Annotated in this window: 13 protein-coding genes; 12 read left to right on the top strand and 1 reads right to left on the bottom strand. The window is 65.1% G+C overall.

The features are described from left to right. Nucleotides 1–141: 141 nt before the first annotated feature. From gyrA to aroA, 7 genes are all read left to right on the top strand, one after another. Nucleotides 142–2,808 (top strand): DNA gyrase subunit A, encoded by a 2,667-nt coding sequence (gene gyrA / locus AC3WRI_RS05080; RefSeq protein WP_011614697.1) that lies wholly within the window; start codon nt 142–144, stop codon nt 2,806–2,808. A gap of 94 nt (nt 2,809–2,902) precedes the next feature. Continuing rightward, nucleotides 2,903–3,466, top strand: a complete 564-nt coding sequence (locus AC3WRI_RS05075) for a DUF2059 domain-containing protein (RefSeq protein ID WP_010812962.1) — start codon at nt 2,903–2,905, stop codon at nt 3,464–3,466. A 159-nt stretch (nt 3,467–3,625) separates the two neighbouring features. Further along, a complete protein-coding gene (serC, locus tag AC3WRI_RS05070; protein ID WP_051398460.1) occupies nt 3,626–4,783 on the top strand; it encodes a 3-phosphoserine/phosphohydroxythreonine transaminase in 1,158 nt (385 codons plus the stop codon). Nucleotides 4,784–4,891: 108 nt separating this feature from the next. Then, complete coding sequence (gene pheA, locus AC3WRI_RS05065; protein WP_011614699.1) at nt 4,892–6,052, top strand: prephenate dehydratase; 1,161 nt, start codon at nt 4,892–4,894, stop codon at nt 6,050–6,052. 28 nt (nt 6,053–6,080) lie between these two features. Further along, nucleotides 6,081–7,208 carry a histidinol-phosphate transaminase gene (gene hisC, locus AC3WRI_RS05060; RefSeq protein WP_010812959.1) on the top strand — a complete coding sequence of 376 codons (1,128 nt, stop codon included), beginning with the start codon at nt 6,081–6,083 and terminating at the stop codon, nt 7,206–7,208. A gap of 108 nt (nt 7,209–7,316) precedes the next feature. Then, entirely contained in the window at nt 7,317–8,213 is an 897-nt protein-coding gene (locus tag AC3WRI_RS05055) for a prephenate dehydrogenase (RefSeq protein WP_011614700.1), read from the top strand. Between the two features lie 41 nt (nt 8,214–8,254). Beyond that, the gene (gene aroA, locus AC3WRI_RS05050) at nt 8,255–9,559 is read left to right on the top strand and encodes a 3-phosphoshikimate 1-carboxyvinyltransferase (RefSeq protein WP_010812957.1); all 1,305 of its coding nucleotides are present in this window, start codon (nt 8,255–8,257) and stop codon (nt 9,557–9,559) included. On the opposite strand, the gene AC3WRI_RS05045 is transcribed toward aroA, so the two are convergent. Then, complete coding sequence (locus tag AC3WRI_RS05045) at nt 9,556–9,792, bottom strand: DUF2061 domain-containing protein (protein WP_011614701.1); 237 nt, start codon at nt 9,790–9,792, stop codon at nt 9,556–9,558. The two genes, aroA and AC3WRI_RS05045, sit on opposite strands and share 4 nt — an antisense overlap. Before the next feature lie 126 nt (nt 9,793–9,918). On the opposite strand from AC3WRI_RS05045, the gene cmk reads away from it, so the two are divergent. The 5 genes from cmk (at nt 9,919) to lapB (ending at nt 14,774) form a co-directional block, all read left to right on the top strand. Next, nucleotides 9,919–10,587 carry a (d)CMP kinase gene (gene cmk / locus AC3WRI_RS05040; protein ID WP_010812955.1) on the top strand — a complete coding sequence of 223 codons (669 nt, stop codon included), beginning with the start codon at nt 9,919–9,921 and terminating at the stop codon, nt 10,585–10,587. Nucleotides 10,588–10,753: 166 nt separating this feature from the next. Beyond that, a complete protein-coding gene (gene rpsA, locus AC3WRI_RS05035) occupies nt 10,754–12,448 on the top strand; it encodes a 30S ribosomal protein S1 (protein ID WP_010812954.1) in 1,695 nt (564 codons plus the stop codon). A 30-nt stretch (nt 12,449–12,478) separates the two neighbouring features. Beyond that, a complete protein-coding gene (locus tag AC3WRI_RS05030) occupies nt 12,479–12,901 on the top strand; it encodes an integration host factor subunit beta (protein WP_010812953.1) in 423 nt (140 codons plus the stop codon). A 274-nt stretch (nt 12,902–13,175) separates the two neighbouring features. After that, complete coding sequence (locus AC3WRI_RS05025; RefSeq protein ID WP_010812952.1) at nt 13,176–13,532, top strand: LapA family protein; 357 nt, start codon at nt 13,176–13,178, stop codon at nt 13,530–13,532. 3 nt (nt 13,533–13,535) lie between these two features. Then, nucleotides 13,536–14,774, top strand: coding sequence for a lipopolysaccharide assembly protein LapB (lapB, locus tag AC3WRI_RS05020; RefSeq protein WP_010812951.1), 1,239 nt, complete (start codon nt 13,536–13,538; stop codon nt 14,772–14,774). Nucleotides 14,775–14,808: the final 34 nt, after the last annotated feature.

Below are 14,808 nucleotides of genomic sequence, written 5' to 3'. Positions count from 1 at the left end.
TGCGCAAGGGCTATCCGGAGAGCGGCAGGCGGGGGGTGGCGGCATGTTAGAATGGCACGTTGCCCAGCCGTCAGGCGCCCACTGTGCCGCGCGCTAAAGGGCCTGTCATTCGCTTAAACCTGCCGCATAAACCACGCCGCAATGGATCCATTCGCAAAAGAAACCCTTCCGGTCTCCCTCGAAGAGGAAATGCGCCGCTCCTATCTCGATTACGCCATGAGCGTGATCGTGGGCCGGGCGCTTCCTGATGTGCGGGACGGCCTGAAACCGGTGCACCGGCGCGTGCTGTTTGCGATGCACGAGCTCAACAACGACTGGAACCGACCCTACAAGAAGTCGGCCCGTATCGTCGGTGATGTGATCGGTAAGTATCACCCGCACGGCGATACCGCAGTCTACGACACCATCGTCCGCATGGCGCAGGACTTCTCGCTGCGCTACATGCTGGTCGACGGCCAGGGTAATTTCGGTTCGGTCGACGGCGATAACGCCGCGGCCATGCGTTATACCGAAATCCGCCTGGCGAAAATCGCCCACGAGATGCTGTTCGACATCGACAAGGAAACCGTCGATTTCGACAGCAACTACGACGGCTCTGAAAAAGAGCCTTCGATTCTGCCGGCGCGTATTCCCAATCTGCTAATCAACGGTTCGTCCGGTATTGCGGTGGGCATGGCCACCAATATCCCGCCGCATAACCTGAATGAAATCGTCGATGGCTGTCTGCACCTGCTGCGCAACCCGCAGGCGACGGTGGATGAACTGATTGAATTGATTCCGGCGCCTGATTTTCCGACCGCCGGGATTATCTATGGCATCCAGGGCGTTCGCGAAGGCTATCGCACCGGCCGCGGCCGCGTGGTGATGCGGGCCAAGACGCACTTCGAGGACATCGACCGCGGCCAGCGCCAGGCGATCATCGTCGACGAGCTGCCCTACCAGGTCAACAAGCGCACCTTGCTCGAACGCATCGCCGAACTGGTCACTGAAAAGAAGATCGAGGGCATTTCCGACATCCGCGACGAGTCGGACAAGTCCGGCATGCGCGTGGTGATCGAGCTCAAGCGCAACGAGGTGCCCGAGGTTGTTCTCAACAACCTATATAAGAACACCCAGCTGCAGGACACCTTCGGCATGAACATGGTGGCGCTGGTCGACCGCCAGCCGCGCCTGCTGAACCTGCGCCAGATGCTGGAGTACTTCCTGGCGCACCGGCGCGAAGTCGTCACCCGCCGCACGGTATTCGAGCTGCGCAAGGCGCGCGAGCGCGGCCACGTGCTGGAAGGCCTGGCCGTCGCGCTGGCCAACATCGACGAATTCATCGCCATCATCAAGGCCGCACCGACTCCGCCGATCGCCAAGCAGGAACTGATGGCGAAGGCATGGGATTCGGCCCTGGTCCGCGAAATGCTTGCGCGCGCCGAAGGCGAGACCCCGGGCGGCCGCGCCTCCTATCGTCCGGACGGGCTGCCGCCGGTGTTCGGCATGCAGGCAGACGGCCTGTACCGCCTGTCGGATGGCCAGGCGCAGGAAATCCTGCAAATGCGCCTGCAACGCCTCACCGGGCTCGAGCAGGACAAGATCGTCCAGGAATATCGCGACATCATGGCGGTAATCACCGACCTGCTGGATATCCTGGCGCGGCCGGAGCGTATTACTGCCATCATCGTCGACGAACTCACCGCTATCCGCGCCGAATTCGGCGATGAGCGCCGTTCGCAGATCGAGCTGAACGCGACCGAGCTGGACACCGAAGACCTGATCACCCCGCAGGACATGGTGGTCACGCTGTCGCACAGCGGCTATATGAAGAGCCAGCCGATTTCCGAGTACCGCGCGCAAAAGCGTGGCGGACGCGGCAAGCAGGCGGCAGCGACCAAGGAAGACGACTGGATTGACACGCTGTTCGTGGCCAATACCCACGACTACATCCTGTGCTTCTCCAACCGCGGCCGGCTCTACTGGCTGAAGGTGTATGAGGTGCCGCAGGGCTCGCGCAACTCGCGCGGGCGCCCGATCGTCAACATGTTCCCGCTGTCCGAAGGCGAGAAGATCAATGTGATCCTGCCGGTCAAGCAGTTTGACGCCGAGCACTTCATCTTTATGGCCACCGCCCGCGGCACGGTCAAGAAGACCGCGCTGACCGAGTTCTCCAATCCGCGCAAGGCCGGCATCATCGCGGTCGACCTGGACGAGGGCGACTACCTGATCGGCGCGGCCGTGACCGACGGCCAGCACGATGTGATGCTGTTCTCCGATGCCGGCAAGGCCGTGCGCTTCGACGAGAACGACGTGCGTCCGATGGGCCGCCAGGCGCGCGGCGTGCGCGGCATGAACCTGGAAGACGGCCAGACCGTGATCGCCATGCTGGTGGCGCCGGCCGAGACCGCCGAAGAGGCTGAGGCGGGCATGCGCGGCAGCGTGCTGACCGCGACCGAGAACGGCTACGGCAAGCGCACCCCCATTGCTGAGTACACTCGACACGGTCGCGGCACCAAGGGCATGATTGCGATCCAGACGAGCGAGCGCAATGGCCGTGTGGTGGCGGCAGCACTGGTTTCGCCCGAGGATGAGATCATGCTGATCACCACCGGTGGCGTGCTGATCCGTACCCGCGTGGCTGAAATCCGCGAAATGGGCCGCGCCACGCAGGGTGTCACGCTGATCAACGTTGACGAAGGCACCAAGTTGTCCGGGCTGCAGCGCATCGTCGAAAGCGATGCCGATAACGGTGCCGGTGGCGACGAGGCTGAAGACGCCGACGGTGCAGAAGGTGCTGCCGGGGCCGACTTGGACGCTAATCCGTAAGACAAATCGTAAATTGTTGCAACAATAGGACGCCCGCCGGAACTCGCGTCGCGGCTGTCCGGACTAAAACGGACGTATTTACCAGGGAGTCACAATGCTCAAAACCTATCGACGTATCGCAGTTCTGGCCGCTTTCGTTCCGACCTTCATGATGGCGCAGCACGCCCATGCGCAGGATGCGGAAAAGACAGCAGCCATCAAGGAACTGCTTTCCGTCATGCAGGCAGACCAGGCTGTCAAGGGCCAGGCCGAAAACTGGCAGCAAGGCGCCAAGCAGGAAGCTCCGCTGGTGCTGGAACAAGTGCTGGTCGAGAACAAGACCCTGAACGACAAGCAGAAGCAGGCCGCTGTCGAAAAGCTGAAGAAGAACGGCGCGGTCCAGCGCATGGTTGACGGCGCCGGCTCGGCCTTCAGCACCGATGGCTTCCGCAAGGACGCGATCCAGGCGCACTACGATGCCTTCGGCAAGTACTACTCGACGGCGGAACTCAAGGACCTGACCACCTTCCTGAAGTCGCCGACCGGCCAGAAGTTCATGGCCAACCAGGGCAAGGCGACCCAGGAGATCTGGGGTTCGATGATGCAGAAGTACGGCCCGCAGGTCGGCAAGTCGATGCGCGACGCCGCAGAGAAGGAAATCACCGCCGCTTCGAAGTGATGCTGGCGTGATCCGCCACTGAATCAGACCGCCGTCCGCCTGCAGCCTTGCAGGCAAGTGCGGCCCCGGGGCCTGGCCCCGGGTGCCCAACGGGGCGCGGGTTTGAGGGATAATGGCTGCTTGGGTAACACCGGCAGCCATTTTTCCATTCCCCGTCTCATGAACGATCCCCAGAATCCCGCTCTTGCCGGCATGATGCAGCGTGCATTGGCCGAACGTGTCTACAACTTCTCCCCTGGCCCGGCGGCGCTGCCCGCCGAAGTGCTGCAGCAGGCTGCCGAGGAGATGCTGTCCTGGCACGGGACCGGGGTTTCGGTGATGGAAATGAGCCACCGCAGCCGCGAATTCGAAAGCATCCATAACGAAGCGATCGCTGACCTGCGCGAGTTGCTGCACATCCCCGCCAATTTCAAGGTGCTGTTCCTGCAAGGTGGCGCCATTGGCGAAAACGCCATCGTGCCGCTGAACCTGATGCGGCTGCGCAGCGCCGAGCAGCCCAAGGCCGATTTCGTCGTCACCGGCACCTGGTCGGTCAAGACCGAGCAGGAAGCCCGCCGCTATGGCGCGGTCAATATCGCGGCCACCAGCGAGGCGGAGAAATTCCACCGCATTCCCGACATTGCTGACTGGAAGCTGTCGGACGATGCCGGGTACGTGCACCTGTGCACCAACGAGACCATCGTCGGCGTGGAGTTCCAGGACATTCCCGATATCGGCCAGGTCAAGGGCGACCGCGTGGTGGTGGCGGATGCTTCCAGCCATATCCTGTCGCGCCCGATCGACTGGTCGCGCGTGCAGGTGGTCTACGGCGGCGCGCAGAAGAATATCGGCCCGGCCGGCGTCACCATCGTGATCGTGCGCGACGACCTGATCGGCCATGCCCACCCGCTGTGCCCGTCGGCATTCAACTGGCGCCTGGTGGCCGAGCACAACTCGATGTACAACACGCCGCCGACCTATGCGATCTATATCGCCGGCCTGGTCTTCAAGTGGCTCAAGCGCCAGGGCGGCGTGCCCGCGATCGAGCAGCGCAATATCGCCAAGGCGTCGGCGCTGTACAACTACCTGGACCAGAGCGATTTCTATCGCAACGAGATCCATCCGAGCTGCCGCTCGCGCATGAACGTGCCGTTCTTCCTGGGCGACGAATCGCGCAATGAGGTGTTCCTGCAACAGGCGCGGGCCAACGGCCTGGTGCAACTCAAGGGACACAAGACCGTTGGCGGCATGCGCGCCAGCATCTATAACGCGATGCCGCTGGAAGGCGTGATGGCGCTGGTCGATTTCATGCGCGAGTTCGAGCGTACGTCCGCCTGACGCGCATTCCCGCTGGCTGCCCGCGCACCTCAGGCACAGTGCGCCGGCAGGCAGAGGTCAGTTTTTCTCCGGCCGCCGCGCCCCGGCGGCCCACCGGATTCATACAAAATGACAAGCCAAGACCGCACCCCCGCGCGCGAGGAGACGCCGCCCAACGAGCAGCAGAACGACACCCACCTGAGCGAAGCCGAGCGCAAGCTGTCGGTCGAGCTGAGCCCGCTGCGCGAGCAGATCGACACCGTTGACCGCGAACTGCTGGCGATGCTGAACCGCCGCGCCAAACTGGCACTCGAGGTCGGTGAGGTCAAGAAGAAGTACGGTGCGCCGGTGTTCCGCCCGGAGCGCGAGCTGCAGGTGATCCGCAAGGTGCAGGGCGCCAACCCCGGCCCGCTGCTGGGCGAAAGCGTTGCGGCGATCTGGCGCGAGGTGATGTCCGCCTGCCGCGGGCTGGAAAAGCCGCTGGAAGTGGCTTTCCTCGGCCCGGCCGGCACGTTCTCCGAGCAGGCGCTGTATGCGCACTTCGGCCATGAGGTGTCGGGCGTGCCTTGCCCGAGCATCGACGAGGTGTTCCGTGCCGTCGAGGCGGGCACGGTCGAGTACGGCGTGGTGCCGGTCGAGAACTCCACCGAGGGCGCGGTGTCGCGCACGCTCGACCTGTTCCTGCAGACCTCGCTGAAGATCAGCGGCGAGATCGCGCTCAAGGTGCACCACAACCTGATGGCATCCACGCCCGACATGCAGGGCGTCACGGTGGTGCGCGCGCATGCGCAGGCACTGGCGCAGTGCCAGCACTGGCTGACCGCCAACTATCCGCACCTGGAGCGCCAGGCGGTGTCGAGCAATGCCGAGGCCGCGCGCATGGCCAGCGAAGACCCGACCGTGGCCGCGATTGCCGGCGAGTCCGCCGCCAACCGCTATCACCTGCATATCGTGCGCACGCATATCCAGGACGATCCGCACAATCGCACGCGCTTTGCCGTGATTGGCCGCTATGAGACCGAGCCGTCGGGCAGCGACCAGACCTCGATGATCCTGTCGGTACCTAACAAGGCCGGCGCGGTGTACCAGCTGCTGGCGCCGCTGGCGGAGAACGGTGTGTCGATGTGCCGCTTCGAGTCGCGCCCGGCGCGCAGCGGCGCGTGGGAGTACTACTTCTACGTCGATGTGGAAGGGCACCAGCATGAGCCGGCAGTGGCGCGCGCCATCGAAGAGCTGCGGCGCAACGCGGCTTACCTGAAGGTGCTGGGCTCGTATCCGTCGAGCAAGTAAGGCAGCCAGGCAAGAACAAGGAGACGAGATGGCGGAGCAGGGTAAGCAAGGCGGCACGGTGTTCGGACCCGGCTATGTGCGGGCGATTTCGCCGTACGTGGCCGGCAAGCCGATTTCGGAAGTCGCGCGCGAGTTCGGCCTGGACGAGGCCGGCATCGTCAAGCTCGCCTCCAATGAGAATCCGCTCGGCATGCCCGAGTCGGCCCGCCGCGCGGTGGCCGATGCGGTGGCTGAACTCGGCCGCTACCCGGATTCCAACGGCTTTGCGCTGAAGGGCGAGCTGTCGGCGCGCTTCGGCGTGCCCGCCGACTGGCTGACGCTGGGCAATGGCAGCAACGACATCCTGGAGCTGGCCGCGCATGCGCTGGTGGAGCCGGGTCAGTCGATCGTCTATGCCGAGTACTCGTTCGCGGTCTACGCGCTGGCCACGCAGGAGATCGGCGCACGCGCCATCGAAGTGCCCGCGCGCGACTACGGCCATGACCTGGAGGCGATGGCCGCGGCGATCGCGCCCGATACGCGCCTGGTCTTTATCGCCAACCCGAACAACCCGACCGGCACGTTCGTGCCGGCCGCGCAGATCGAAGCCTTCCTGCAGCGGGTGCCGGCCAATGTGGTGGTGGTGCTGGACGAGGCGTACAACGAATACCTGGATGCCGACCAGCAATACGATTCGCTCGCCTGGGTGCGCCGCTACCCGAACCTGATGGTGTCGCGCACGTTCTCCAAGGCCTATGGCCTGGCGGGCCTGCGCATCGGCTACGCGGTGGCGCAGCCGGAGCTGTCGGACCTGCTGAACCGCATCCGCCAGCCGTTCAACGTCAACAGCGTGGCGCAGGCCGCGGCCATCGCCGCGCTGGGCGATGCCGGGTTCCTGCGCCGCAGCGCCGAGCTGAACCGTGCCGGCAAGCGCCAGCTGACCGATGCCTTCGACCGGCTCGGGCTGGAATACGTGCCGTCTTCCGGCAACTTCGTGATGGTGCGCGTGGGCGATGACGACGGCGCCGGCGCGCGCGTCAACCTGGCGTTGCTGAAGCAGGGCGTGATCGTGCGGCCGGTGGGCAACTACAACCTGCCGCGCTGGCTGCGCGTGACCATCGGCCTGGCCGAGGAGAACGCGGCCTTCATCGCGGCGCTGGAGCGGGCGTTGGCGTGAGCGCGGCTACAATCGCGGCGTTTCGCTGCAGGCTGCTTGCCTGCCTCGTTGCCAATCATCGATTTACCTCGGCCTGGTCCGAGCCACTGCCCCTAGCGGCCTGAGATTGTGAGTGCATTGCATTTTTCCCGTGTTGTCATTGTCGGTGTCGGCCTGATCGGCGGCTCGCTCGCGCTGGCGCTCAGGCGCGCCGGCGTGGTGGGCACGGTGGTCGGGGTGGGGCGCTCGCCGGCGTCGCTGCAGAAGGCGCTGGACCTTGGCGTGATCGACGAGGCCGCGACGCTGGCGGATGCCGCGCGCGGCGCCAGCGTGATCGTGCTGTGCGCGCCGGTGGCGCAGAACTTTGCGCTGCTGCACGCGCTGGAGCCGCACCTGCAGCCGGGCACCATCGTCACCGATGCCGGCAGCACCAAGTCAGACGTGATCATGGCGGCCAAGACGGCGCTCGGCGACAAGGTCGCGCAGTTCGTGCCGGCACACCCGATCGCCGGGCGCGAGCTCAACGGCGTGGAGGCGGCGCTGCCGGACCTGTACCTCGGCAAGAAGACCGTGCTGTGCCCGCTGCAGGAAAACTCGCGCGCCGATGTCGCCGCGGTGCGCGCCATGTGGGAAAGCGCCGGCGCAGAATGCCATGTGATGTCGGCAGTGCAGCACGACGCGGTGTTTGCCGCGGTCAGCCACCTGCCGCACGTGCTGTCGTACGCGCTGGTGGCGCAGGTCGCCAATGCGGAAGATGCCGCGCTGAAGCTGGGCTTCGCCGGCGGCGGTTTCCGCGATTTCACGCGCATCGCGGCCTCGTCGCCGGAAATGTGGCGCGATATCTGCGTGGCCAACCGCGACGCGCTGCTGCGTGAGCTGAATACCTACCAGTCGGTGCTGGCGCACCTGAAGGCGCAGATCGAGAAGGGCGACGGCGACGCGCTCGAACGCATCTTCGCGCGCGCCAGCAAGACCCGGCTGGCCTGGGGCGCAGAGCGTGCCGCGGGCAACCATACCGAACCCTGAACCAATCGCCTGACCGCGGCGCCCCGGCGCCCACGAGAACCATGGAACACCTGACGCTAGGCCCCCTGACCCGCGCCAACGGCACCGTCCGGCTGCCGGGCTCGAAGAGCATCTCCAACCGCGTGCTGCTGCTGGCCGCACTGGCCACGGGCGAGACCCGCGTGCGCGATCTGCTCGATTCCGACGACACCCGCGTGATGCTGCAGGCGTTGCGCACGCTCGGCGTGGCGTGGCGGCAGGAAGGCGACGACTACATTGTCACCGGCGCCGGCGGCAATTTCCCGAACAAGTCGGCCGAGCTCTTCATGGGCAATGCCGGCACCGCGATCCGCCCGCTGACTGCCGCGCTTGCGCTGCAGGGCGGCAACTACAAGCTGTCGGGCGTGCCGCGCATGCATGAGCGGCCAATCGGCGACCTGGTCGACGGCCTGCGCCAGGTGGGCGCCGTGATCGACTACCTTGGCAATGAAGGCTTTCCGCCGTTGCATATCCAGCCGGCCGGCATTCGCATCGATGCGCCGATCCGCGTGCGCGGCGATGTGTCGAGCCAGTTCCTGACCGCGCTGCTGATGAGCCTGCCGATGGCGCAATCCGACAGCGGCCGCATCGAGATCGAGGTGGTGGGCGAGCTGATCTCCAAGCCGTATATCGAGATCACGCTGAACCTGCTGGCGCGCTTCGGCATCGAGATCGAGCGGCAGGGCTGGGAGCGCTTCGTGCTGCCGGCCGGCGCGGCTTACCGCTCGCCGGGCGAGATCTTTGTCGAGGGCGATGCGTCGTCCGCTTCCTACTTCCTGGCGGCCGGCGCGATCGGCGGTGGCCCGGTCCGGGTGGAAGGCGTGGGCATGGCCAGCATCCAGGGCGATGTGCGCTTCGCCGAGGCGCTCAACCGCATGGGCGCCAATGTGATGGCCGGTGACAACTGGATCGAAGTGCGCGGCACGGAACGCGACGACGGGCGCCTGCACGGCATCGAACTGGACTGCAACCATATCCCCGATGCGGCGATGACGCTGGCGGTGGCAGCACTGTTTGCCGAAGGCACGACCACGCTGACCAATATCGCCAGCTGGCGCGTCAAGGAAACGGACCGTATCGCGGCGATGGCGACGGAACTGCGCAAGCTCGGCGCAGTCGTGGAAGAGGGGGCAGACTACCTGCGTGTGACGCCGCCGCAGCCGTGGCAGACTCCGGCCGACGGCATTGGCACCTATGATGACCATCGCATGGCGATGTGCTTCTCGCTGGCAGCCTTCGGGCCGCTGCCGGTGCGGATCAATGATCCGGGCTGTGTGGCGAAGACGTTCCCGGATTACTTCAGCGTGTTTGCGGGCGTGACCGGCTAGGCGCCGGCCAGGTTGGCGTGGTTGCGCTGCGCCGCGGCATGATTGCGGGCAGTCCCGGCTTGGCGGCGCTCGCGCTTCTCCCAGTAGCGGTCGAAGAAGTAGTGGGCCACGGTATTGACGGCCGGCTCGATGAAGGTGATGGCACCGCTGATGGCGAGGCTGCCGGTCAGCGCATACGTCACGCTGAACGCGATGCCGAGGTGCATGATGCCGAACGTCAGGGTTTTTGCCATGTTAGATTGCCTCGCGACTGGGACGGGAAGGGCACCGTGCCGCGACTGCGGTCAAGCGCCATGAATCAAATAATAATGATTCTCAATTGAATTCACAATCAATCGTTTCTTTTGGCTTTATAAACAATGACTATCGTCAACGTCATCGCCATTGACGGGCCGACTGCCTCGGGCAAGGGCACTGTCGCGCACAAGGTTGCGGACGCCGTGGGCTTTCACCTGCTCGACAGCGGCGCCCTGTACCGGCTCGTGGCGCTGGCCAGCGACCGCGCCGGGATTGACCTGGCGGACGTGGACGCGCTTGCAAAGATCGCTTCCCGCCTCGATGTGAAGTTCGGCCCTGACCGCGTCTGGCTGCAAGGCGAGGAAGTCAGCCTGGCAATCCGTGCCGAGGCGATCGGCAACCGGGCCTCGGCCATCGCCGTGCACCAGCCGGTGCGCGATGCGCTGACCCAGCTGCAGCGCAGCTTCCGCAAGCTGCCCGGGCTGGTCGCCGACGGCCGCGACATGGGCACCGTGATCTTCCCGGATGCGCCGCTCAAGGTGTTCCTGACCGCAAGTGTTGAGGCGCGCGCTCGCAGGCGCTATAAACAATTGATTGATAAGGGAATTTCTGCTAATATTGAAGACCTTTTGCGTGACCTTGAAGCGCGCGATGTACGGGATCGCACCCGCACCGCCGCGCCGCTTCGTCCCGCCGAGGATGCAAAGCTGCTGGATACCTCCGATATGACGGTGGACCAGGCAGTGGCGCAGGTGCTGGAGTGGTTTGCCGCTGTGCGGCCCGATGCATGAGATGCATGCGGGCGCATCAGTAGAAGCGGCGTACCCCGACGGCACCAGATGGCGCCAGCCCGGGCAAGACTTGTGGCTGGCTTGTGTCAAACCTGACCCCGCTGCACTGGCAGACTGAGCGCGATAGTCGCGCCGGCCAGCGTATTGCGGATTTCACCTTACGTTTATGTCCGACCTGCAAACTAACGAATCCTTTGCCGCACTGTTCGAGGAATCCGTCGCCCGCTCCAATATGAAGGCTGGCGAAGTGATCTCCGCTGAAGTCGTGCGCATCGACCACAATTTCGTGGTCGTCAATGCCGGCCTCAAGTCCGAGGCATTCGTGCCGGTGGAGGAGTTCCTGAACGACCAGGGCGAACTCGAAGTGCAGGCCGGCGACTACGTCTCCGTGGCCATCGATGCGCTCGAGAACGGCTATGGCGACACCATCCTCTCCCGCGACAAGGCCAAGCGCCTGGCATCGTGGCTGAACCTCGAGAAGGCGCTGGAAGACGGCGAGATCATCTCGGGTACCGTGACCGGCAAGGTCAAGGGCGGCCTGACGGTGATGGTCAACGGCATCCGCGCGTTCCTGCCGGGTTCGCTGGTTGACGTGCGCCCGATCAAGGACACCACCCCGTACGAAGGCAAGACCCTGGAATTCAAGGTCATCAAGCTGGATCGCAAGCGCAACAACGTGGTGCTGTCGCGCCGCGCCGTGGTCGAAGCGACCCTGGGCGAAGAGCGCCAGAAGCTGATGGAAACCCTGAAGGAAGGCGCCATCGTCAACGGTATCGTCAAGAATATCACCGACTACGGCGCGTTCGTGGATCTGGGTGGCATTGACGGCCTGCTGCACATCACCGACCTGGCCTGGCGCCGTGTCCGCCACCCGAGCGAAGTGCTGTCGGTTGGCCAGGAAATCACCGCCAAGATCCTCAAGTTCGACCAGGAAAAGAACCGCGTCTCGCTGGGCGTGAAGCAGCTGGGCGAAGATCCGTGGGTCGGCATCTCGCGTCGCTACCCGCAAGGCACCCGCCTGTTCGGCAAGGTGACCAACCTGACCGACTACGGCGCGTTCGTCGAGATCGAAGCCGGCATCGAAGGCCTGGTGCACGTGTCGGAAATGGACTGGACCAACAAGAACGTTGCCCCGTCCAAGGTTGTCCAGCTGGGCGACGAAGTCGAAGTCATGGTGCTGGATATCGACGAAGACAAGCGTCGTATCAGCCTGGGCATGAAGCAGTGCAAGGCCAATCCGTGGGACGATTTCTCGCGTAACCACAAGAAGGGCGACAAGCTGGCCGGCCAGATCAAGTCGATCACCGACTTCGGCGTGTTCATCGGCCTGCCGGGCGGCATCGACGGCCTGGTGCACCTGTCGGACCTGTCGTGGCAAGAGACTGGCGAAGAAGCCGTTCGCAAGTACAAGAAGGGCGACGAAGTCGAAGCCGTGGTTCTGGGCATCGACGTCGACAAGGAACGCATCTCGCTGGGCATCAAGCAGCTGTCGGGCGATCCGTTCAACAACTTCATCTCGGCCAACGACAAGGGTTCGCTGGTTCAGGGCACCATCAAGGCGGTTGACGCCAAGGGCGCCGTGGTCCAGCTGGCTGACGATGTGGAAGGCTACCTGCGTGCTTCGGAAATCTCCGCTGACCGCGTGGAAGACGCCCGCAACGTGCTGAAGGAAGGCGAGCAGATCACCGCCCTGGTGGTGAACGTCGACCGCAAGTCGCGCAACATCAACCTGTCGATCAAGGCCAAGGACAGCGCAGAGCAGCAAGAAGCGATGCAGAAGTTCCAGGCTGACACTGGCACGGCTGGCACGACCAACCTCGGCGCCCTGCTGAAGGCCAAGCTCGGCCAGGACAACCAGTAATCGCAGGCCCCCGCGCTTGCGCGTATGCCCATGACCAAGTCGGAGCTCGTCGAAAAACTGGCTGCCCGCTTCCCCCAGCTGCTGCTGCGGGACGCGGACATCTCGGTCAAAACGATACTCGACGCGATGTCGGAGGCGTTGGCCGATGGCCACCGCATCGAGATTCGCGGATTCGGCAGTTTTGGTCTGAACAAGCGTCCGCCTCGCGTGGGGCGCAATCCCAAGTCCGGCGAGCGTGTGCTGGTGCCCGAAAAACGGGTGCCGCACTTCAAGGCGGGCAAGGAATTGCGCGAACGGGTTGACCGCAGCCAGCCGGCGCCTCCGGGCGCCAATGGCAACGGTCATGCCGCCGGCACGGCCCAGGCCGTGCCGGGCAAGGTAGGCCAGGGCAGCGCTCCCGCCGCAGCGGCGGGATTGCACGAGGGTGGGCTGAATTTTGTCCGCTCTTCCTGATTGCCGGGTTTTGCCTGCTGCTTGTGTGGTTGAAAAAAGCGCCCCCTTAGGGGCGCTTTTTTTATTGCTGCCGGCCTTGCGTGCGCACCGAGACGGGTGGCGCATCGTGCGCAAGCGGCTTGCCGGCGTCTGGCGCCGGGCCGCAGCCCGGGCCGCATTACGGCCCGGTTACCGAATAGGTGAAGCGTATCCGTTACAATGCCGGGGTCTTTGCCGGACCTCGCGCGAGTGCGCCGGTGCCGCTTCCACGTCACGCTGAAACGCTGCCAACCGCATGAAACTGTTCGCCTGGATCGTCCGCATCGTCGTATTCGTGCTGCTGTTCGTGCTGGCGCTGCGCAATACCGCCGAAGCCTCGCTGCAGCTGTTCTTCAACGCCGTCTGGCATGCCCCGCTGATCCTGATCCTGTTCGCGGCCTTCGTGCTCGGCGCGGTCGCGGCACTGGCATCGATCGCGCCCAACCTGATGCGCCAGCGCATGGAGCTTGCCCGGCTGCGCCGCGCCCTGGCCGATGCCGGCGCGCAGGCGAGCGCGTCAGCGGCATCGCCGCCGTCGCCAACGTCGGCAGCCGCCGCCGCGCCGCGCGACGGCAAACCTGTTCCCTATAACGTAGTCGGCCCGAAGGTCTGATCCATGATGTTTGAAACCTGGTGGCTGCTGGCGCTGCCACTTGTCTTTGGCCTTGGCTGGATGGCGGCGCGCTTCGATGTGCGCCAGCTGATCAGCGAGCAGGGCGCCTTGCCGCGCTCGTATTTCAAGGGCCTCAACTTCCTGCTCAACGAGCAACCCGACAAGGCCATCGACGCCTTTATCGAGGTCGCGCGGCTGGACCCGGAAACCACCGAGCTGCACTTCGCGCTGGGCGCGCTGTTCCGCCGCCGCGGCGAAACCGAGCGTGCCATCCGCGTGCACCAGAACCTGGCGACCCGCCCCGACCTGCCCGAGCCCGAGCGTGAGCATGCCTTGTTTGAACTGGGCGAGGACTTCCTGCGCGCCGGCCTGCTGGACCGCGCCGAGGAATCGCTGCGCCGGCTGATGTCGGGCCCCTACGCGGCGTCGGCCAAGCGCGTGCTGCTTGAGCTCTATGAAGTGGAAAAGGAGTGGCAGAAGGCGATCGAGGCTGCGCGCGAGCTGCAGACGCTGGAGCAGACCAGCTACAGCCTGCAGATTGCCCAGTTCTGCTGCGAGCTGGCGCAGGACGCGCTGCAGCGCAAGCGCCCCGAAGATGCGGTGAAGTGGCTGAACCAGGCCGTTGCCGAGAATCCTGCCAACGTGCGTGCCCCGATCCTGTTGGGCGACGTGGCCGCGGCGGCGGGCGATGCCCGCGCGGCGCTTGGCCACTGGCTTGGCATCGAACGGCAGGATGCATCCTTCCTGCCGCTGGTGGCGGACCGCGTGGTCAAGGCCTACGCCAGCCTGCAGGAGGAGGGCGCCGCACTGGAATGGCTGCGCGGCCTGCTCAAGGGCAAGCTGGCGCCGGAGGTGCTCGATACCGCCTACAAGGCAGAGCTGGAAGTGAATGGCCCGGAAGCCGCCGCGCGCCTGATGCGCGAACAGCTGCGCCGCCAGCCCACGCTGCTGGCGCTGACCAAGTATTTCGAGGCGCAGGCGGCGGTGGTCACGGCCGGCGCCCCGTCCGCGCAGCCGGCGGGTGCCGATGCCCCGGCAGAGGGTGCCGAGGGCGCCGACGGCAACGGCGAGCAAGCGCAGGAAACCACGGCCATCCGTGACCTGCTGCAGCTGCGCACGCGCAACCTCGCGCGCTACACCTGCCGCGAGTGCGGCTTCCGCGCCCGGCTTTTCTATTGGCAATGCCCGGGATGCAACCGCTGGGAAACCTACGCCCCGCGGCGTTCCGAGACGCTCGGCTGATCCCGGGCGGCCTGTGCAACAGAATTGAATTGAC

It is taken from the genome of Cupriavidus sp. FW305-27, from assembly GCF_058787995.1.
Note: the sequence above shows the minus strand (reverse complement) of the source record. Positions and strands in the feature narration are given on the sequence as shown.